This is a genomic window from Microbacterium sp. CBA3102, assembly GCF_007954505.1.
Lineage (GTDB): Bacteria > Actinomycetota > Actinomycetes > Actinomycetales > Microbacteriaceae > Microbacterium > Microbacterium aurugineum.
Genome location: NZ_CP042412.1, coordinates 2322733 through 2342556 on the forward strand (window position 1 = coordinate 2322733; position 19824 = coordinate 2342556).

At 69.2% G+C, this 19824-nt stretch carries 13 protein-coding genes, 1 tRNA gene and 1 pseudogene; 11 read left to right on the forward strand and 4 right to left on the reverse strand.

The genetic code is table 11. The annotated features are described in order from the left end of the window. Window positions 1-192 precede the first annotated feature (192 nt). Window positions 193-1608, forward strand: a complete 1416-nt coding sequence (locus tag FGL91_RS19100) for a PD-(D/E)XK nuclease family protein (protein ID WP_227992062.1) — start codon at window positions 193-195, stop codon at window positions 1606-1608. On the opposite strand, the gene FGL91_RS11105 is transcribed toward FGL91_RS19100, so the two are convergent. Then, complete coding sequence (locus FGL91_RS11105; protein ID WP_227991523.1) at window positions 1554-2927, reverse strand: hypothetical protein; 1374 nt, start codon at window positions 2925-2927, stop codon at window positions 1554-1556. The genes FGL91_RS19100 and FGL91_RS11105 overlap by 55 nt on opposite strands. A gap of 64 nt (window positions 2928-2991) precedes the next feature. On the opposite strand from FGL91_RS11105, the gene nudC reads away from it, so the two are divergent. Continuing rightward, a complete protein-coding gene (nudC, locus tag FGL91_RS11110) occupies window positions 2992-3873 on the forward strand; it encodes an NAD(+) diphosphatase (protein WP_153243852.1) in 882 nt (293 codons plus the stop codon). Further along, entirely contained in the window at window positions 3870-5591 is a 1722-nt protein-coding gene (locus FGL91_RS11115; protein ID WP_047523049.1) for an ATP-dependent helicase, read from the forward strand. The genes nudC and FGL91_RS11115 overlap by 4 nt, the downstream gene beginning before the upstream one ends. An 830-nt stretch (window positions 5592-6421) precedes the next feature. Here FGL91_RS11115 and FGL91_RS11120 read toward each other — a convergent pair. Then, complete coding sequence (locus FGL91_RS11120) at window positions 6422-7813, reverse strand: zinc-dependent metalloprotease (protein WP_153243853.1); 1392 nt, start codon at window positions 7811-7813, stop codon at window positions 6422-6424. Window positions 7814-7930: 117 nt separating this feature from the next. Here FGL91_RS11120 and FGL91_RS11125 point away from each other — a divergent pair, with 117 nt between their 5' ends. The 3 genes from FGL91_RS11125 to FGL91_RS11135 all read left to right on the forward strand — a co-directional run bounded on the left by FGL91_RS11125 (window position 7931) and on the right by FGL91_RS11135 (window position 13091). Continuing rightward, window positions 7931-9022 (forward strand): PDZ domain-containing protein, encoded by a 1092-nt coding sequence (locus tag FGL91_RS11125; RefSeq protein ID WP_131491926.1) that lies wholly within the window; start codon window positions 7931-7933, stop codon window positions 9020-9022. 77 nt (window positions 9023-9099) lie between these two features. After that, a complete protein-coding gene (locus FGL91_RS11130) occupies window positions 9100-12009 on the forward strand; it encodes a UPF0182 family protein (protein ID WP_131491927.1) in 2910 nt (969 codons plus the stop codon). A gap of 110 nt (window positions 12010-12119) precedes the next feature. After that, the gene (locus FGL91_RS11135; RefSeq protein WP_153243854.1) at window positions 12120-13091 is read left to right on the forward strand and encodes an arsenic resistance protein; all 972 of its coding nucleotides are present in this window, start codon (window positions 12120-12122) and stop codon (window positions 13089-13091) included. Between the two features lie 108 nt (window positions 13092-13199). On the opposite strand, the gene FGL91_RS11140 is transcribed toward FGL91_RS11135, so the two are convergent. Further along, window positions 13200-13273: transfer RNA gene (locus tag FGL91_RS11140), tRNA-Met, on the reverse strand. Between the two features lie 94 nt (window positions 13274-13367). Here FGL91_RS11140 and FGL91_RS11145 point away from each other — a divergent pair. Beyond that, on the forward strand, window positions 13368-14177 hold the full coding sequence (locus FGL91_RS11145) for a carbon-nitrogen hydrolase family protein (protein ID WP_153243855.1): 810 nt from the start codon (window positions 13368-13370) through the stop codon (window positions 14175-14177). Between the two features lie 25 nt (window positions 14178-14202). On the opposite strand, the gene FGL91_RS11150 is transcribed toward FGL91_RS11145, so the two are convergent. Then, a complete protein-coding gene (locus FGL91_RS11150; protein ID WP_153243856.1) occupies window positions 14203-15405 on the reverse strand; it encodes an aminotransferase class I/II-fold pyridoxal phosphate-dependent enzyme in 1203 nt (400 codons plus the stop codon). Between the two features lie 98 nt (window positions 15406-15503). On the opposite strand from FGL91_RS11150, the gene FGL91_RS11155 reads away from it, so the two are divergent. From FGL91_RS11155 to FGL91_RS19350, 4 genes and pseudogenes are all read left to right on the forward strand, one after another. Further along, a complete protein-coding gene (locus FGL91_RS11155; RefSeq protein ID WP_131491930.1) occupies window positions 15504-17081 on the forward strand; it encodes a S1C family serine protease in 1578 nt (525 codons plus the stop codon). A 48-nt stretch (window positions 17082-17129) separates the two neighbouring features. Continuing rightward, entirely contained in the window at window positions 17130-18383 is a 1254-nt protein-coding gene (locus FGL91_RS11160) for a CDP-glycerol glycerophosphotransferase family protein (protein WP_153243857.1), read from the forward strand. Continuing rightward, a pseudogene (locus FGL91_RS19345) lies at window positions 18380-19189 on the forward strand (CDP-glycerol glycerophosphotransferase family protein); the annotation flags it as partial. The gene FGL91_RS11160 and the pseudogene FGL91_RS19345, both read left to right, overlap by 4 nt. Continuing rightward, on the forward strand, window positions 19126-19815 hold the full coding sequence (locus FGL91_RS19350) for a CDP-glycerol glycerophosphotransferase family protein (RefSeq protein ID WP_322619392.1): 690 nt from the start codon (window positions 19126-19128) through the stop codon (window positions 19813-19815). The pseudogene FGL91_RS19345 and the gene FGL91_RS19350, both read left to right, overlap by 64 nt. Window positions 19816-19824: the final 9 nt, after the last annotated feature.

Consider the following 19824-nt stretch of genomic DNA (forward strand, 5'->3'; position numbering starts at 1 on the left):
CGTCTCATCGAACTCGAGCTCCGACTCGACATCGAACTGGCCGCCAACGAGACACGAGGGCCGGCCCGGATCGCCGCCACGCAACTGCGGGCGTTCACAGACGAGGTGCGGGCCTTCCTCGCGGCCGACGAGCGAGGGAGCATCGGGAGCCTGTTGGCGTGGCTCGACAAGGCCGAGAGCACCGACGAGCTGATGCCGCGCCCTGAGCCTCCGGAGCCGGGTGTCGTGCAGCTGCTGACCATTCACGGCTCGAAGGGCCTGGAATGGGATGCGGTCGCCGTCGTGCGTCTCGTGGTCGACGAGCTCCCCAGCCGTGTCTCCGACACCTCGGGGTGGTTCGGCTTCGGCGTGGTTCCGTTCGCCCTCCGCGGTGATCGGGATGCGCTCCCTCGCTTCGAGTGGGACCCCGTCCAGGCGATGGGGGAGGAGGCGGATCCGCAGAAGAGGCAGAAGCTCGCGCAGGCTTCATTGTCAGGCGGCGCGACGAAGGCGAATCCGCTGGGCGGCGCGCTCAAGCGCTTCAAGGACGCGTACCGGGCGTATCAGCAGCAGGAGGAGCGGCGTCTCGCCTACGTCGCAGTGACACGTGCGCGGACCGATCTCCTGCTCAGCGGCGCACATTGGGCGGGCCAGAAGGCGCCACGGACGCCGAGCCCGTACCTGGTCGAGGCGATGGAAGTGGTGGGAGTCGAGCCGATCGCCCCAGTGGATCCCGACGACAACCCTTACGACGGTCCCGGATCGACCCTGCATTGGCCGCTCGACCCGCTGGGTGCCCGGCGCGCGACCGTCTCGGCGGCAGCGAGGGCCGTCGACGAGGCGGTCCGTGTCGGTGCCGCCGAGCCGTCGATCGAGCTCACGCGATTGTTGGCCGAACGTGCCGCCCGGCAACGCGGGAACGACGCCGAGGCCCCGACCCGTGTGCCGGCATCGCGGTTCAAGGACTACGTGACGGATTTCTCCGGCACGCTGTCGTCGATCGTCCGGCCGATGCCGGAGAGACCGTACCGACAGACCCGCCTCGGCACCCTCTTCCATGCGTGGGTGGAACAGAGATCCGAACTCGTCGGCGTCGGCACGCGTGTGGACGAGGCGCTTTGGGAGGTGGACGAAGACGAGGTCGCCCCGGAGCTTGCGGTCGGAGCGACGGCGGCGATCGACGCGCCGGGGGCATCGGCGGATGCCGCGGATCTCGCGGTCCTCCAGGCGACGTTCGAGCGCAGTGAGTGGGGCCCGCTGCAGCCGATCGCGGTGGAGATCGAGATCGACTTCGCCCTCGGCGCCGGGTTGCCGGACGTCGATGCGGGAGCGGCACACATCGTCATCTGCAAGCTCGATGCCGTGTACCGGCGTGCCGATCGCGGTGATCGCATCGAGATCGTGGACTGGAAGACGGGCAGGGCTCCGCGCACGGCGAAGGAGCGCGACGAGCGGATGCTGCAGCTCGCGCTCTATCGACTCGCATACCACCGGCGGTACGACGTGCCGCTGGAGGCGATCGACGTCGCGCTGTACTACGTGGCGGACGACCTGATCATCCGCGGCGACCGGGTCTACTCCGAGGAAGAGCTCTTCCAGCGCTGGAGCGCCGCGCGCGCCGCCCGCTGAGCCTCGTCCGAGTCGTTCTCGTCGAAATCGCCGTACTCGTCGTCGGATCGCGGGGGACGCGGGTGGGAGTCCTCGCGCGCGCCGGCCGGACCGCTCGTCCCGGCGAACAGGCTCGCGACCCCGGAGAGATCTTCGGTCTCGATATCCAGCATCCCGGCACGACGGTCGGCGTCGTCGACGCGCTCGCCGGGCACGGTCGCGGTCGGTTCGGCGGAGGACGCGGTCACCGTGTCTTCCCCGTCCGCCGAGTCCGCCGAGTCCGCCCACAGCTCCTCGGGGTTGTACGCATCGGTGTGCATCGACGTGTCGACCTCGGCGACGGCGTCCTTCGGCACGCGGTCGAGAGCATCGAGTGCGGAGTCGACGCCGACACCTCGGGCGTCGATGATGGCGAGGTCGTCGGTGCGCAGTCCCTCGGCGAGTGCCTCCAGCAGGGACGCCGCATCGTCGACGATGTCGGGCCGATGCATCGCGTCGCCGTGCACGAGCCAGCGGGCGAACTCCAGCTCGGCGAGAAGGCGGGCGCGCACCTCGAGGCCGGCGTCCGGCGCCCGGTCGATCGCGTGAGAATACGCGCGCTGGACGTCTTCTGCAGCGTCCGGTGCAGCGGACAACCAGGAGAGGTCGAGGGCAGGGTCTCCCACCGAGAGGCCGTGCCAGCCGACCACGCCGACCACCTCGGGGCCGCGCTCGGGGTGATCGTCGAACAGGAAGGAGGTCGCCTGCACGCCGCCCAGGATGACGGTGGATTCGAAGCGCCACAGCTCATCGTCGGCGACGGCGTCACGCCACCGCACGGTGAGGCGCGCGGGGACGCGGCCGGTGGCGGCCGCGGTGTCGACCAGGCGCTCCAGCTCTGCGCGGCTCTCCTCGGCGCTGCGCGTGGCGAGACCGGCACCGCGCACGACCGAGGTGGGCAGGCCATGGACGGCGGCGATCGAGGCGCCCATGGACTCCGCGGCGCCGCGACCGGCGGGCACCATGGCCGCCTCGATCTGGAATCCGGGGAGGAGTTCGGTGACGAGAGCACGTCCCTCGCCGAGCCGAGTCTCGCCGATGTAGGCCGGGGCACGGAAGGGGAGCATGGCGCGTGCCCCGTCGGTCAGCGCGCGCAGGGCGAGCGCTTCGGCAGCCAGTTCCCGCGCTGTCTCGTCATCGTCGGCGACGCGGATCGCGAGCTCACGGCCATCGGTGAGAGTGGCGATCGCCGAGTCGAACCGTCCATCGCCATCGGCGCTCAGACGGCGCGCCCCCGTGACCTCCGCCCCGGGCAGTGCAGCGGTCACTGCCGCGGCTAGAGTGAAAGGAGAGCGTCCCATGCCCCCAGGGTAGGTCGGCTCAGGGGCGGTCCCGCCTCCGCCACGCCCGTGAAAGAGGGAGTCGATGACCAGTCAGCGCCCGTCTCTCGACCGTGCAGCCGAACTCCGCGATGAGGCGGACGTCCTCGAACGCCTCCGAGAAGACCCCGCCACCCGCGTGATCGTCGTCCGTGAAGGGCGCGTCCGGGTGGTCGATTCGACGTTGCTGCGGGTTCCTCCCTCGGCCGTCGTCGAAGCCACCTGGGCTCTGCTCGGACGGGATTCCGATGGTGCCGTGGTGCTCCTCGCCGCAGCCCCTCCGGAGACCGATTCCCTCGACGCGGCGCCGGATGAGATCTGGCTCGGGCTCCGCGACCTCGGCGGCCGTATCGACGATCAGGAGTCCGAACTCCTCATCGGCGCCATCGCCCTCGCCGGCTGGCTCCGCGATGCGCCGTTCTGCCCGACATGCGGGGGTGGGACGGAGCTGCGGCAGGCGGGGTGGTCACGACGGTGCATGGTGTGCGCTCGCGAGCACTTCCCCCGCACCGACCCGGCGGTGATCGTCGCGGTCGAGAGCCGTGACGGCGAGCGGCTGCTGCTCGGAGCGAACGCGAACTGGGGCGGTCGCATGTACTCCTGTTTCGCCGGGTTCACCGAGGCAGGGGAGTCGCTCGAGTCGACCGTGCACCGGGAGATCGAGGAGGAGTCGGGCGTGCGGCTGTCGTCGCTGCGGTACGTCTCCTCGCAGGCCTGGCCGTTCCCGCGTTCCCTCATGGTCGGCTTCCGGGCCGTCGTCGACGAGGAGTCCGCTGCGCTCGCCGATGGTGAGGAGATCATCGACGTGCGCTGGTTCTCCCGCGCGGAGATCGGCTCCGCGCTGGCAGGGCGGGGACCGGTGGGCCTCCCCGGGCCCGCGTCGATCGCCCGCGCGTTGATCGTCGACTGGTACGAGGAGCGCGCGTGAGCGCACTCGATGCCCTCGACGAGCGGCAGCGAGCGGCAGCATCGGTCCTGCGCGGACCCGTGGCCGTGCTCGCGGGCGCAGGTACGGGGAAGACGCGCGTCATCACGCATCGCATCGCCCACGGCGTCGATACCGGGGCCTATTCGCCCTCCCGCGTCATGGCGGTCACGTTCACGGCCAAGGCCGCCGGCGAGCTGAGAGGGCGTCTGCGGGCGCTCGGCGTCGAGGGAGTCGCCGCTCGGACGTTTCACGCGACCGCGCTCGCGCAACTGAATTTCTTCTGGCCGACGCTCGCGGGTTCGCCCGCTCCGTCGATCATCGACAACAAGGTACGGATGCTGGGGCAGGCGGCCGATGCGATCCGGTTGCGGCCCAGCACCGCGACTCTCCGCGACATCGCCTCCGAGATCGAGTGGCGCAAGGTCTCGATGCTCTCGATCGACCAGTATGCGGCGCTCGACCGTCCGATCAGCGGAGTGGACACCGGTCAGCTCATCGAACTTATGCGCGGGTACGAGGCATTGAAGGACGACCGCCGTCAGCTCGATTTCGAAGACGTGCTCCTCGCCTGCGCGGGGATGCTGGAGACGGAGCCACGGGTCGCCGCATCCGTCCACGAGCAGTACCGGCACTTCACGGTCGACGAGTTCCAAGACGTCTCACCGCTGCAGAACCGGCTGCTCGAGCTCTGGCTGGGAGATCGGCACGACATCTGTGTCGTCGGAGACGCCAGCCAGACGATCTATTCCTTCGCCGGCGCCGACCAGCGCTTCCTGCTCGAGTTCGAGCGTCGCCACCCCGACGCCACGGTGGTGCGGTTGGAGACGAACTATCGTTCCCAGGCGCCGATCCTGACCGTGGCGAACGCGCTGATGCACGGACGCCCCGGTGCGCTCGAGCTCGTGCCCGCGCGCGAGCAGTTCACGGCCGATGCACCCACCGTGACCGCGTACGACTCCGAGAGCGAGGAGGCCGCGGGGATAGCGGCCTCGATCTCGGCTCAGCTCGCCGCAGGGGCATCGCCCTCGGAGATCGCGGTCCTCTACCGCGCGCACGCCCAGTCCGCGGTCCTGCAGCAGGCGCTCGCGGCCGAGGGCATCGCGACGACGGTACTGGGTGGTACTCGTTTCTTCGCGATGCCGGAGGTGCGTCAGGCCATCCTGGCGCTGCGGGCGGCCGCCGTGGCTCCCTCCGAGCACGGGTTCCTCCCCGCGGTCCAGCGGGTCCTGCGCGAGCTCGGTCTCACGGAGGAGCCGCCGGCTGCGGGCGGTGCGCAGCGCGGCGGATGGGAGGCGCGTCGTGCCATCCTGCGCCTCGCGGAGGATGCCGGTCCCGAGGCGGATCTGCGCAGCTTCAGCGACGCGCTCATGGCCCGCGCGAAAGACCAGCACGAGCCCACGATGCGCACGGTGACCCTGTCGACCCTGCATGCGGCGAAGGGCCTCGAGTGGCCCCACGTGCACCTCGCCGGGTGGGCCGAGGGGTCGTTGCCGATCTCCTACGCGACGAGCTTCGAATCGGTCGATGAGGAGCGGCGCCTGGCCTACGTCGGTGTCACGCGCGCCGCGAGGACCCTGTCGCTGTCGTGGGCGAGAACGGCGGGGCGGGGAGAGCGGTCTCCGTCGAGGTTCCTCGCTGAGATGGGGACCACGGCTCGCGGCACCGGCATTCTTCGTGAAACCTCACCGAATGCCACCCGATCGAGCCGTCGGCGCTGACCTGCGCGATGCGGCTCTCCGAAGCCGGATGTTCACCCAGGAGCACTGCGGCGATCCGTCCGGCCTCGGCGACCTGCACCGCGCGGATCGGCCCGGGATCGCGACCGATCAGCTGTGCGTGCAGCAGGGGCCAGGCCGGGTCGAGATCCGTGGCCTGTGCGTCCCGGCAGGCGAGGCACGCGGACGCTCCGGGGATGACGAGGGGGCCGACCGTCACGCGTCCCGGTTCGAACGACACGGGAAGGTGCGGGACGTCGTCACGGAGGAAGCGGGCGAACGGCAGAGCGGCGGCGGCGCCTCGCACGAGCACGACGGCGACAGCGGGTGGCTGAGCAGGATCGACGAGGGTGATGCCCTCGTCCACGAGCGACTCCCGCACGCGGTATTCGCACCTGCCGTCGGAGATGCCGATGCTCTCGACCCAGGCGGCACGTGCCGCGGCTGGCTCATCGACCAGGAGCGGTTCCACCCGGGCGAGCAGGGCGCGAGCCTCTTCGCGCGGGGCGCCGGCGGCATGGGCGATCACGTCGAACGATCCCCGGCGGAAGGGCGAGCGCAAGCGGCTGAGGAGGCGCTCCACCCAGGGGGCGACAGCATCGAAGCTCAGGGCACTGTCGTAGCCGAGCTGGAGCGTGCATTCGTCGCGCCACAGCAGTGGCGCGTTCGGGTCCACGCGCGTGAGGATCGGGGGAGTGAGCGGCATCCCTCCGATTCTGGAGGGGGCACGCGCACAGCGATCGCCACTCCGCCGCTTCGGTGGAGAACTCCCTGCGATTCGCATGACGGGGGAGGAGAAGTGCGACTTCTCGGTTCCGTCCGCGCCGCGTCGGTCAGACGGGTCGGTCGTCTTCCGGGGCAGCGTCGTCGTCGTCGCCATCTTCGGGCTTGTCCTCCGCGAAGTCGTCGCCGTCGAGCAGCCGCGCCAGCGCCTCGTCGAACTCGTCGGCGACCGGCTGCTCACCGCGCTCCGCGGCCTGCAGTCGCGCCACGAGCGCCCGGGGGTCGTCGATGTCTTCGGCGGTCGGCATCAGGTCAGGGTAGTCCCACAGCGAGTCCCGTGCACCGATACCCACGGCGTCCGTCACGGCCTGCCACATCGCCGACGCCTCCCGCATCCGCCGCGGACGAAGCTTGAGCCCGACGAGTGCGCCGAGCGCGTCCTCCGCGGGGCCGCCCACCGCGCGCCTCCGGCGGGCTGCTTCCGCGATGCGCGCACCGTCGGGGAGCCGCGATGTCGCCTGTGCGGTCACCACGTCCACCCACCCGTCGATCGTCGCGATGAGGTTTTCCAGCCGGGTCAGCGCCTCGCGCTGGGCCTCGCTCTGCACGGGGAGCAGTGCGCCGCCCTCGATGGCCGCACGCAACTCCTCCGGGTCGGAGGGGTCGAGCCGGCTCGCGACGTCTTCCAGAGCATCCACGTCGACCGTGACGCCGCGGGCGAAGTCCGTGATCTGCGCCATCACGTGCAGGTGCAGCCATTTCGCGTGCCGGTAGAGACGCGCATACGCGAGCTCCCGGGTGGCGAGGTAGAGCGCGATCTGGTCTTCCGGGATCTCGAGGCCCTCGCCGAAAGCGGTGAGGTTCTGCGGGATCACGGCCGCCGTGCCGGCGGGGAGCACAGGGATTCCCACGTCGCCACCGGAGACGACCTCGAGCGAGAGGTTCCCGAGCACCTGCCCGAACTGCGCCGCGAACACGGATCCGCCCAGACCCCGCATCAGCTTTCCGGCGCCCTGGACGACGCCGCGCATCTCCTCGGGGACCTGCGTGTCCAGCGCGGAGGTCAGTGCATCGGCGATGCTGGTCGACACCGGATCGGCGATCTCCTTCCACACCGGAAGGGTCTTCTCGACCCACTCGCCGCGCGTCATCGCGATCGGGGATTCGGCGAGCTCCGAGATCGTGGTCGCCTCGCCCAGCCACAGGTTGGCGAGAGAGAAGGAATCGGCGAGTGAGGTGCGTGATCCGCCGCTGATGCCCTGCCCGTCGCGGTTGGCGATGAACAGGGCCTGACGCAGGGCGTTCTCCCAGGGGTCACCGCCGAATGCGCCTTGGAGCTGCGACATGATCGTCTGCATCATCGCGGGGTCGAGACTGAAGCCGTCCATGCCTTCGAACGCGCCGCGCAGCGCCTCGGGGTCGATGTCGCCACCGCCCTGGTTCGCGAGCATCCGTCGGAGGAACTCCTGGAAGTCCTCGGGGGTCGGGTCGTTGTCTGCCATGTCGCTCGCCTCTCAGCACATCTCTTGCCGTGGCATCTACGCTAGTCACAGGTTTCTGCGCGCGACCCCGATGCGGGCAGATCGGTGTACGCCGCTCGCGAACGACGGAGGAATGCTGTGGATCGAACGCGGTCTGGAAAGCCTGGACTCGGAGTCTGGGCGCTGATCGTCGCGCTCGTCGCCCTCGTCGTACTGACGTTCCTGCCGTCCCCCTATGTGATCCAACGGCCCGGTCCGGTCTACGACACGCTCGGCACCGCGACCGACAAGGACGGCGACGAGGTTCCGCTGATCAAGGTCGACGGCGCCGAGACGTTCGAGACGGCCGGCACGCTGGATCTGACCACCGTGCAGGTCGTGGGGAACCGTGAGCGAACCCCGAGCTGGTTCGAGCTGGCCCTGGCCTGGATGGACTCCTCGCGCGCCGTCGTGCCGCTGGACTCCGTCTTCCCTGAAGGCGTGACGACCGAGCAGCGCGACGAGCGCAACGCCACGCTGATGATCGACTCACAGCACGAGGCCACCGCAGCCGCGTTGAACGAGCTCGGGTACGACACCGGCGCGCAGGTCGTGGTGGTCGACGCCGTCCCCGACTCACCGGCACAGGGCGTGCTCGAGGCCGACGACGTGATCACCGCGATCGACGGCGCACCAGTGGCCTCGGCGACGCAGCTGCGAGAGGCGATCCAGGTGGCGGCGGGCGACCCCGTGACGCTCACCGTGCTGCGTGATGACGAGGAGCAGACGGTCGAGGTGACACCGGTGGAGCACGTGGAGGGCGGGGTCACGACCTGGCTCATCGGCGTCACGCTCCGCACGGACTACGACTTCGAGATCGATGTCACCATCCAGTTGGACAACGTCGGCGGGCCCAGTGCAGGGATGATGTTCGCGCTGGGGATCATCGACACCCTCACCGAGGGGGAGCTCAACGGTGGGGAGAATATCGCCGGTACCGGGACCATCGATGCCGCGGGCACCGTCGGTCCGATCGGCGGGATCCGGCAGAAGCTGTACGGTGCGCGCGACGCCGGCGCGGAGTTCTTCCTCGCGCCCGCGGCGAACTGCGACGAGGTCGTCGGGCACGTCCCGGACGGACTCCAGGTGATCCGCACCGCGACGCTCGACGAGTCGCTCGCCGCGCTCGAGGTGATCGCCGACGACGGCGACGTCGCCGCGCTGCCGACGTGCGAGACCGCCGGCAGCTGATCCCCGACCGGGCACCGTGACCTCGCCGTGACCGGGATGACAGCCTGCGCACAGTGAGCGATGCCTAGGATGGAGGGGTGACCTCGACCTCAGCTCCGACTCCGGCCACGCCTCGAACGTCCCGACGTATTCTCGGCATCTCTCTGGTGATCATCGCCGCCCTGATCGCGGTGTTCTTCGTGTTCGCCTCCCTCTACACCGAATTCCTCTGGTTCGACCAGCTGGGCTTCACCGGTGTCCTCACCACGCAGTGGATCGCCACGGCGGTGATGTTCGTGGTGGGCTTCCTCGGAATGGCGGTGCCGCTGTTCGTCGCCATCCAGCTCGCGTACCGGCTGCGCCCGGTGTACGTGCGGCTCAGCTCTCAGCTGGACCGCTACCAGGAGGTCATCGAGCCGCTGCGTCGACTCGCGATGTGGGGCATGCCGATCTTCTTCGGGCTCTTCGCCGGATTCGCCGCCGCGGGGCAGTGGAAGACGGTGTGGCTCTGGGCCAACGGTGTCGCCACGTCCAGTGTCGACCCGCAGTTCGGCATCGACACCGGGTTCTACATGTTCGCGATGCCGTTCTACTCGATCCTGCTCGCGTTCGTGTCGGCGGTCCTGCTCCTCGCGCTGCTGGTCACCGCGCTCGTCTCCTACCTGTACGGATCGGTTCGTGTGGGCCAGGGAGAGCTGCGCATCTCCAAGCCTGCGCGTATCCAGCTCGCGGTCATCGCGGGTCTCTACCTGCTCGTGCAGGCGGCGAGCCTGTGGCTCGACCAGTACAAGACCCTCGTCGAGCCCGACGACCGCATCACGGGTGCGGCGTACACGGGTGTCAACGCGACGATCCCGGGCCTCGCGATCCTCGCCATCATCGCCGCCGTCGTGGCGATCCTGTTCTTCGTCACCGCGGTCATCGGCCGCTGGCGCTTCCCGCTCGCGGCCACGGCGCTCCTGATCGTCGCCGCGCTCGTCGTCGGGGTCGGCTACCCCTGGGTGGTCACCACCTTCCAGGTGAAGCCGAACCAGAACGCCTACCAGGCGGAGTACTACCAGCGGAACATCGACGGCACGAAGGAGGCCTACGGCGTCGCAGACCTCGAGACCACGCCGTTCGCCGCCAAGACGGACGCCGAGGCCGGTCAGCTGCGCGCCGATGCCGAGACCACGGCGTCGACCCGCATCATGGACCCCAAGGTCATCCCGCCCACGGTGCGTCAGCTCGAGCAGTACCGCGGCTACTACCAGTTCCAGACGACCATGGACGTCGACCGCTACGAGATCGACGGCCAGATGCAGGACACCGTGGTGTCCGTGCGTGACCTCGACATGTCCGGTCTCGGCGACGGCGACAACTGGAACAACCGTGTGGCGGTCTACACGCACGGCTACGGTCTCGTGGCCGCCGCGGGCAACCAGCGGACCTCGGACGGCGAGCCGGTGTTCCTCGAGCGCGGCATCCCGTCCTCCGGGTTCCTGACGGACCGGGAGAACTTCGAGCCTCGCGTCTACTTCGGCGAGAAGTCGCCCGAGTACTCGATCGTCGGAGCGCCCGAAGGCGCCGAGCCGGCCGAGATCGACTACCCGCGGGGCAAGGACGGCTCCAGCGAGACCAAGACGACGTTCTCCGGGGACGGCGGACCCAAGATCGGCGACACGTTCACGAAGCTGCTGTACGCGCTGAAGTTCCAGTCCGAGCAGATCCTGTTCTCGAACCTCGTGAACGAGGAGTCGCAGATCCTCTACGACCGCGATCCGACGACCCGTGTGCAGAAGGTCGCGCCCTACCTCGAGCTCGACAGCGATCCGTACCCGAGTGTGGTGGACGGTCGTATCGTCTGGATCGTCGACGGCTACACCACGAGCCAGACCTACCCGTACTCGACGAGCGTGAGCCTGTCGGACGCGATCGCCGACTCCAACGTCACGTCGCCGACGCTGGCCATCGACGACATCAACTACATCCGCAACTCGGTCAAGGCCACGGTCGACGCCTACGACGGCTCCGTGACGCTGTACGCCTGGGACGATGAGGACCCGGTCCTCAAGACCTGGCAGAAGATCTACCCGTCGACGTTGAAGCCGATCAGCGACATGTCGGGTGAGTTGATGAGCCATGTGCGCTACCCGACGGACCTGTTCAAGGTGCAGCGCGACATCCTCGGCGTCTACCACGTCGACAAGGCCGGCTCCTTCGCACAGCAGGACAACCGCTGGCAGACGCCGAACGACCCGCGCAGCGAGTCGATGCTGCAGCCGCCGTACTACCTGACGATGCAGATGCCCGGCCAGGATTCCCCGCGGTTCTCGATGTTCTCGACGTTCATCCCGAACTCGCAGGGCTCGGGCGGCAGCCGCGACGTGCTCATGGGCTACCTCGCGGTGGACTCGGACGCCGGTTCGGAGAAGGGCGTGAAGGCAGAGGGCTACGGCCAGCTGCGGATGCTCGAGATCGACACGGACACGACGGTGCCGGGCCCCGGCCAGGTGCAGAACACCTACAACTCCGACACGTCCGTCGTGCCTCAGCTCAACCTGCTGCAACAGGGAGAGTCGGAGGTCATCTACGGCAACCTGCTGACGTTGCCGGTCGGTGGCGGTCTGCTCTATGTGCAGCCGGTGTATGTGCAGTCCTCCGAGGGCACGCAGCTGCCGCGTCTGCAGAAGGTGCTGGTCGCGTTCGGTGATCGCGTCGCTTTCGAGAACACGCTGACCGAGGCTCTGGACACGCTCTTCGGCGGGGATTCCGGTGCCGCCGGTGGTGACGACACGGTCGAGCCGAGTGACCCGGACACGGAGACCCCGGACGCCGGCGAGACGCCGACCGAGCCCACGCAGCCGACGGATGCGCAGGCCGACGCCTTGGCTGCCGCGCAGCAGGCACTGGTCGACCGTGAGACGGCGCTGCAGTCGGGTGACCTCACGAAGTTCGCGGAGGCCGATGAGCGCCTCACCGCGGCCGTCGAGAAGCTCCTGGAGCTGGACGCCGCCGCCGAGAAGTGAGTCGTCCCGCACCCCAGTGAAATGGGCGCCCCCGTGAGGGGGCGCCCATTTCTGTTCCACCGGCGCGGCTCCGATTCGCGAGTGGTCGTGCGGCAGGACATGCTGGTGGCATGCGAAGCGTGATCGTCTGGGGTGAGCGTCACCAGGTCGCTCTCTATCTCGCGGCGATCGCCGCGGGTGGCGTGCTGGGACTGCTGGTGCCCTCTGCAGCGCGTCCGCTCGAACTCGCGATCACCCCGGTGCTCGGTGTGCTCCTCTTCGCCACCTTCCTCGGAGTGCCCTTCCCGGCGATCGGCCGGGCGTTGCGCGACGGGCGGTTCCTCGCCGTCCTCCTCGCGGTGAACTTCGTGATCGTGCCCGTGGTGGTGTTCGGGCTCTCGCGTTTCGTGGCGCATGACGCGGCGTTGCTGGCCGGCGTCCTCCTGGTGCTGCTCACCCCCTGCGTCGACTATGTGATCGTGTTCACCGGGCTCGGGGGAAGGGCGAAGGAACGGCTGCTCGCGGCAGCACCGATCCTGATGCTCGGACAGATGCTGCTGCTCCCGCTCTTTCTGTGGTGGTTCGTCGGCGTGGATCTGGTCCGAACCGTCGAGCTCACCCCGTTCATCGAGGCCTTCGTCTGGGTGATCCTCCTGCCCCTCGCGGCCGCGGGGGCGGTGCAGTACGCGGCGTCTCGGTCGCGGTGGGGGCGGAGCGTCGAGGCGGTGGCGGCCGATGCGATGGTGCCGCTGATGATGCTGACGCTCGCCGTCGTCGTCGCCTCCCAAGTGCACGGCGTGAGTGCGCGCCTGGCGGACCTCTGGGTCGCCGTGCCGATCTTCCTCGGGTTCGCCGCCCTGATGCTCCCTCTCGGCGCAGTCGCCGGTCGTGTCTCGAAGCTCGGCGTCCCCGCTCGACGTGCGATCGTCTTCTCCGGCGCGACACGCAACTCGCTCGTCGTCCTTCCGCTGGCGCTCGCTCTTCCGGCATCCTTCGCTCTCGCACCGTTGGTGGTGGTGACGCAGACGATCGTCGAGCTGATCGTGATGGTGGCGTTCGTCCGGCTCGTTCCACGACTCATCCGAACCGGGGAGATCTCGTGATCCGGCCGGCTTCGCGCCCGCGGGCGACGTCCACGCGCACGTGCTCTTGCAGGAAAGGCGAAAGGCCCTCTGATCTGGATTTCTCTAGATCAGAGGGCCTTTCATTTGTTGCGGGGACAGGATTTGAACCTGCGACCTCCGGGTTATGAGCCCGGCGAGCTACCGAACTGCTCCACCCCGCGGCACAAGAAGTAACTTATCACGGAATGCGGACCTCGGCGAATCGAGGCGCTCGGGGATGACGCCCCGGGCGTGTCGATGCGGGAGGATGGATGTATGTCCGAGACAGCAGCCGTCCCCGTCGCCGTGTGTCAGTTCGCGCCGACCGCTTCCCGTTCGGAGAACCGCGAGAAGATCGCGGAGTTGACGGCGGAGGCAGCGGCTCGCGGGGCCAGGCTGATCGTCTTCCCCGAGTACTCGAGCTACTTCGTCGACCCGATGGACGAGAGCCTCGCGGCGAACGCGGAAGACCTCGACGGGGACTTCGTCACGACGCTCACCGCGCTCGCCGCCGATCATGCGGTCGTGATCGTCGCAGGGCTGGTGGAGCGCGCGTCGGACGACCGCCGCGTGCGGAACACGCTCGTCGCGGTGCGGGGTGACGGTGTCCTCGCGGTCTATCGCAAGCAGCACCTCTACGACGCGTTCGGACAGACGGAGTCCGACTGGATCGAGGCCGGCGACGTGGGTGAGGCATCGACGTTCGAGCTCGCCGGTCTGCGGTTCGGGCTCATGACCTGTTACGACCTGCGTTTCCCGGAGGTCGCCAGGTCGCTGGTCGACGCGGGGACCGATGCGCTGGTCGTGCCTGCGGAGTGGGTGCGAGGTCCGCTCAAGGAGCACCACTGGACCACGCTGCTCGCCGCGCGTGCGATCGAGAACACCGTGTACGTGGTCGCGGCGGACCACCCCACGCCGATCGGCGTCGGGCATTCGCAGATCATCGATCCGCAGGGCGTCGTCCTCGCCGGGGTCGGCACCGCGCCCGGAATCGCGGTGGCGGTCGTGGAACGCTCTGCGATCGACCGGGTGCGCGCCGTGAACCCCTCGCTCCGTGTGCGGCGGTACGCCGTCGTGCCGCGCTGAGGGAACGATCCGGTCCCTCGAACGCTCAGGCGGTGAAATCGGCCAGGCGGGACGCCGCCTCCTCCAGGACATCCACTCGCTTGCACGCGGCGAAGCGCACCAGTCCCGCGTACTCCTGTCGATGCGGTTCCGACACGAACGCGGTCAACGGGATGGCGACGACCCCGACACGTTCCGGCAGTGCTCGGCAGAACGCCGCGGCGTCCCTGCCGCCCAGCGCGGTCGCATCGGCCACCGTGAAGTAACCGCCCTGTGGGGTGTGCACCGTGAACCCGGCCGCGCGCAGTCCGTCGCCGAGGATCCCGTGCTTGTGGGCGAGCGCGGATGAGGCATCGGCGAAGGTGGAGTCGGAGAGTCGGAGCCCCGTGGCGACGGCGGGCTGGAAGGGGGATCCGTTCACGTACGTGAGGTACTGCTTCACCGTGAGCACCGCCGTGATGAGAGCGGCGGGTCCGTGCACCCAGCCGATCTTCCATCCGGTGACCGAGAAGGTCTTGCCGGCGGAAGAGATCGTCAGGGTGCGCTCGGCGGCGCCGGGCAGCGTCGCGATCGGCGTGTGGGGTGCCTCGAAGGAGAGGTGCTCGTACACCTCGTCAGTCACGATGACGGCGTCGTGCCGCGCAGCGAGCCGCACCACCGCGGTGAGGACGTCGTGTCCGAAGACCGCACCCGTCGGATTGTGCGGGTCGTTGACGAGGATGATCCGCGTGCGATCGTTCACGGTGGCCGCGAGCTGGTCCAGATCGGGCTGGAAGTCGGGCGCGCGGAGCGGAACCGTGCGAAGGCGCGCTCCCGCCAGAGCGACCGCTGCGGCGTAGGAGTCGTAGTACGGCTCGAAGACGACCACCTCGTCGTCGGGACCGTCGATCAGTGCGAGCAGCGTGGCCGTGAGCGCCTCGGTCGCCCCTGCCGTCACGATCACCTCGGTACCGGGGTCGACATCGAGCCCGTAGAACCGGCGTTGATGCTCGCTGATCGCCTGGAGCAGGTCGGGTGCGCCGCGACCCGGCGGGTACTGGTTCGCCCCGTGGGCGATCGCGGCCCGAGCGGCTTCGAGCACCTCCGGAGGGCCGTCCTCGTCGGGGAATCCCTGTCCGAGATTGATCGCCCCGGTTCGGGCCGCGGCAGCGGACATCTCTGCGAAGATGGTGGGCGCGACGGTTCCGTCTGCGGCGAGCAGACCGGCGCCCGCCGCCGTGCGACGCCATGCGCCGGGGATGACACTCATGAAGAACAGGCTAAGGCCATAGCTGAAACTCATCTTCGACATAAGGAACGCACAGACACAGGCGTCATTCTGAAGTGGTCGTTGAAGGAGCACACACCATGAACGAAGACAACACACAGGACCACTCGGTACCCGCGTCGAACGACGCCGTGCCGTCCACCGAGGCAGCAGAGGTCGCCGCTCAGCCGGCGACGGAGGCCGCCGCTGACACCACCGCGCCGTCCGCCGTTTCGCCGGGTCCCTCCGCGCCGGCTCCCGTCGCCCCCGTCCAGGGACACGTCGTACCGCCGACCTTCACCTCGCAGGTGCCGGCGGTGCCCGTGGTCGAGCCCGTGCCGCATGTCTTCGCCGCCCCCGCGAACTCCGCGACGGCAACGGCCCCGGGTGCCGCGTTCGGCATCCCCACCGCCGCGTCCTACACGCAGCCCACGCAGCCCCTCGGTGCGGACACGCTTCCCGGCGAGGCGAAGGCCAAAGACCAGAAGTCCCGAGGCGGCGCGAAGATCGCGGCATTCATCGTCGCGGCCGCGCTCGTCGGCGGTGTCGCCGGGTTCGGTGGCGGCGCCTTGCTGAACGGTCTTCAGAACCCGCCGTCCTCCGGCACGGCCTCGGGGCCGCAGACCGTCACGGTCAACAACCCCGGGTCGGTCAACGAGACCACCGCCGTCGCGACGTCGGCCCTCCCCTCCGTGGTCACCATCGAGGTCGCGGGCTCCCAGGAGGCCGGAAGCGGCTCCGGTGTCATCATCAGCGATGACGGCTACGTGCTCACGAACACCCACGTGGTGACGCTGGGCGGAGCCGTCGCCGATCCCGCGATCCGGGTGACCGCCTCGGATGGGAAGCTCTACGAAGCCACGGTCGTGGGCACCGACCCGATCTACGACCTCGCCGTGATCAAGCTGAAGGACGCCAAGGGGCTCACGCCCATGAAGTTCGCCGATTCGTCGAAGCTCAACGTCGGCGACACCACGGTCGCGCTCGGCGCCCCGCTCGGCCTGGCGAACTCGGTCACCACCGGCATCGTCAGCGCACTGAACCGGAGTATCCAGATCGCGTCGTCGGCACTGCCGGACTCCTCCTCCGAGGATGCTCCTGAGCAGCAGTCGCCCGATCAGGGCCAGGGGCCCTTCCAGTTCGACATCCCCGGAAACTCTGGTCAGCAGACGTCCGACTCCATCTCGATCGCCGTGATCCAGACCGACGCCGCCATCAACCACGGCAACTCCGGGGGTGCGCTCGTCAACAGCAAGGGCGAGTTGATCGGCATCAACGTGGCGATCGCGAGCTCGGGCAACTCCGAGGACTCCGGTTCCATCGGCATCGGCTTCGCCATCCCGTCGAACATCGCCAAGCGGGTCTCCGACGAGATCATCGCCGATGGCGCAGCGACGCACGGCCTCCTCGGCGCCTCCGTCCAGGACGCCTCGAACGTCGAGGGTGCGACCGTCGCCGGCGCGTACATCGCCGAGGCGAGCGACGGCGGCGCTGCGGCGGCAGCCGGCATCGAGAAGGGTGACATCGTCACCTCGTTCAACGGGGTTCCGATCACCAGCGCGACCGACCTCACGGCGCAGGTCCGCGCGGCGGCGGCCGGCAGCGATGCCCAGGTCACCTACGTCCGTGGCGGCAAGTCCTACGACATCGAGGTGACGCTCGGCGAACTCGCCGGCTGAGTCCCCGGTCTCACAGAGAAGGACGCCGCCCCGCGATAGGCTCGCGAGGTGGCGTCCTTCTCTTTCGGCTCCGGCAACGCGGCCAAGCTGCTCCGGATCCCGTTGTACGCCGTCGGGCGCCTCGGCACCTTCCTCGTCCCGCGAGGGCGACGCTGGGTGTTCGGCTGCGGCGCAGGCATCGGCGACGGAGCCCTCGCCCTGTATCACTACGCTTCTTCGCTCGGCCACGAGACCGTGTGGCTCACCGGGTCCGCGCGCGAGGAGCGGGAGGCGACCGCTCTCGGCATCCGCTTCGTCCGGAAGAACGGTCTGCGCGGCTGGTGGGCGACAGCCGGAGCGGGTGTCCTCGTCGTGACGCACGGCCTCGGCGACGTCAACCGCTACGCCGTCGGCGGCGCTTTCGTCGTCCAGCTCTGGCACGGGATCCCGCTGAAGAGGATCGGATTGGATTCGCCGGCCACGACGCAGGTGCCGAAGGTTCCCGGGGCACCGCTTCTACGCCGGGTGATCGCCCTCCTGTACCGTGCGACCGCCCAGCGGATCCGCGTGCTGCCGGCGGCTTCGACCCGTGCCAGGGGGCGACTGGAATCGGCATTCGGTCTCGGGGACGATCGGGTGGTCGTGACCGGTGAGCCGCGCGTCGATGTGCTCTCCGCCGGCTCGGGTGAGGAACGTCGGAACGCGGCCTCCGCGCTTCTCCACCGCGTCCTCGGGGAGATCCCGGAGGGGGCGCGGACGATCCTCTATGCGCCGACCTGGCGTGACGGAGCGCCCGATCCGGCGGTGCCGTCCGCCGCGGAGTGGGTCTCGATCCTCCGCCTCCTCGAAGAGCAGAACGCGGTGCTGCTCGTGAGGTCGCACCCTCTGGGAGCGGGGGGCTATGCGCCGCCGCTGCCGAGCCGGAGGGTCCGCGCGCTCGGCGCGTCCGTCCTGGCCGATGCGACGCCTGCGCTCGCCGCCGTGGATGTGCTGGTCACCGACTACTCCTCGCTCGCTTACGACGTCGGACTGCTGAGGATGCCGGTGCTCTTCCTGGCCCCGGACGCGGCGGAGTATGCGCGCACTCGAGGCTTCTACGGTCGGTTCGAGGAGGTCGCCGGCTCCGCGACGGCCGCGGACTGGCCGTCGCTTCTCACGCAGCTCGAGCACCTCCTGTCCGATGCCGACTCGTACGACGCGGCGTCGGCACGTTCCGCTACGCTCAGCGCGACGATGCATGCGCATCGGGACGGTCGCAACACGGAGCGCGTGTACCGCGTGATCCGCGCACGGGGGATCCCCGCGCCGAAGGGAGCAGTATGACAACGGCCCGCATCGATGACGTGGCAGAGACGCTGGTCATCGCAGGGACCGGTCAGCGTCCGGCCACGGCGGCGCTCGTCGGACCGCGGGCGCGGGTGGAGGCTCGCGTCAGCGGAGGAGGCAAGACCTGGAAGGCCACGTTCGCCTTGGAGGCCTCGCGGTGGGGCGGGCCTTCGCTTCCGCTTCCCTCCGGCGCGTATCAACTGCAGATCGCGGACGCCGACCTCGACGCTCTGCACATCGATCCCGTCGTCCTCCGCGGTGTACGCGTCGCCGTCACCGGGAGCGCTGTCCGCATCGCACCGCCGATCGACCCCGTGTACGAGACCGCCGAGGGACGATCGACCCTCGAGGAGCGGTACGTCGCGCAGTCCGGCGGCACCGAGAACGCGGTCTTCTTCGAGAGCTTCTACGGCCGCAGCGTGGGCTGCAATCCGCGGGCGATCGACCGGGAGCTCGCAGCGAGGGCGCCCGGTGTGCGGCGCTACTGGAGCGTCGTCGACCTCTCCGTCGAGGTGCCGGACGGGGCGATCGCGGTCGTCGAAGGAAGCCCGCAGTGGTGGCACGCGCGGGGCGCTGCCCGGCTCCTCGTCGTGAACGACTGGCTGCGCCGTCGTTTCGCCCGCAAACCCGGACAGAAGGTCGTGCAGACCTGGCACGGGACGCCGTTGAAGCGCCTCGCGCTGCACCGTCCCGGTTTCGATCCGCGTCGGATGGCCGCCGTCGTGAAGGAATCGCGTCGATGGGACGTGCTGCTGGCTCAGAACACGTACTCCGAGCGCATACTCCGCAAGGCATATGCGTTCTTCGGACGACCGATCTGGGTGGAGGGGTACCCCCGGAACGACGCGCTGATCACGGGGGACCCGCCGCGATCCGCAAGGATCTGGGCATCGAGACCGAGGAGCGGGTGCTTCTCTATGCCCCGACCTGGCGTGACGATCGCGCGGAGATGGTCGACTTCGTGGATGCGGAGCGTCTCGCCCGGGAGGCGAATGCCGTGGTGCTCGTGCGTGGGCACTCGCGGACTCTGGAACAAGGACGAGACCGTGCCGGAGCGCGCGTGATCGACGTGACGGGCTACCCGGAGACCGCGCGTCTGCTGCTCGCTGCGGACGCGCTGATCACCGACTACTCCTCGGTGATGTTCGACTTCAGCGTCACGGGCAAGCCGATGTACTTCCTGGTACCGGATCTCGACCACTATCGCGGTCAGTTGCGAGGTTTCTACTTCGACCTCGCGGAGCGGGCCCCGGGTCCGCTGGTGCGTACGCAGGAGGAGCTGGCCGCGGCGCTCGAAGACCCGGAACACGAAGCCGCGTTCGCCGAGCGCTATACGGCGTGGCGACGACAGTTCAACTCCCGCGACGACGGCCGTGCTGCCGAGCGGGTGGTCGATCGCATCCTCGACCTCGGTTTCGTCACACCCTGATCCGGCCGC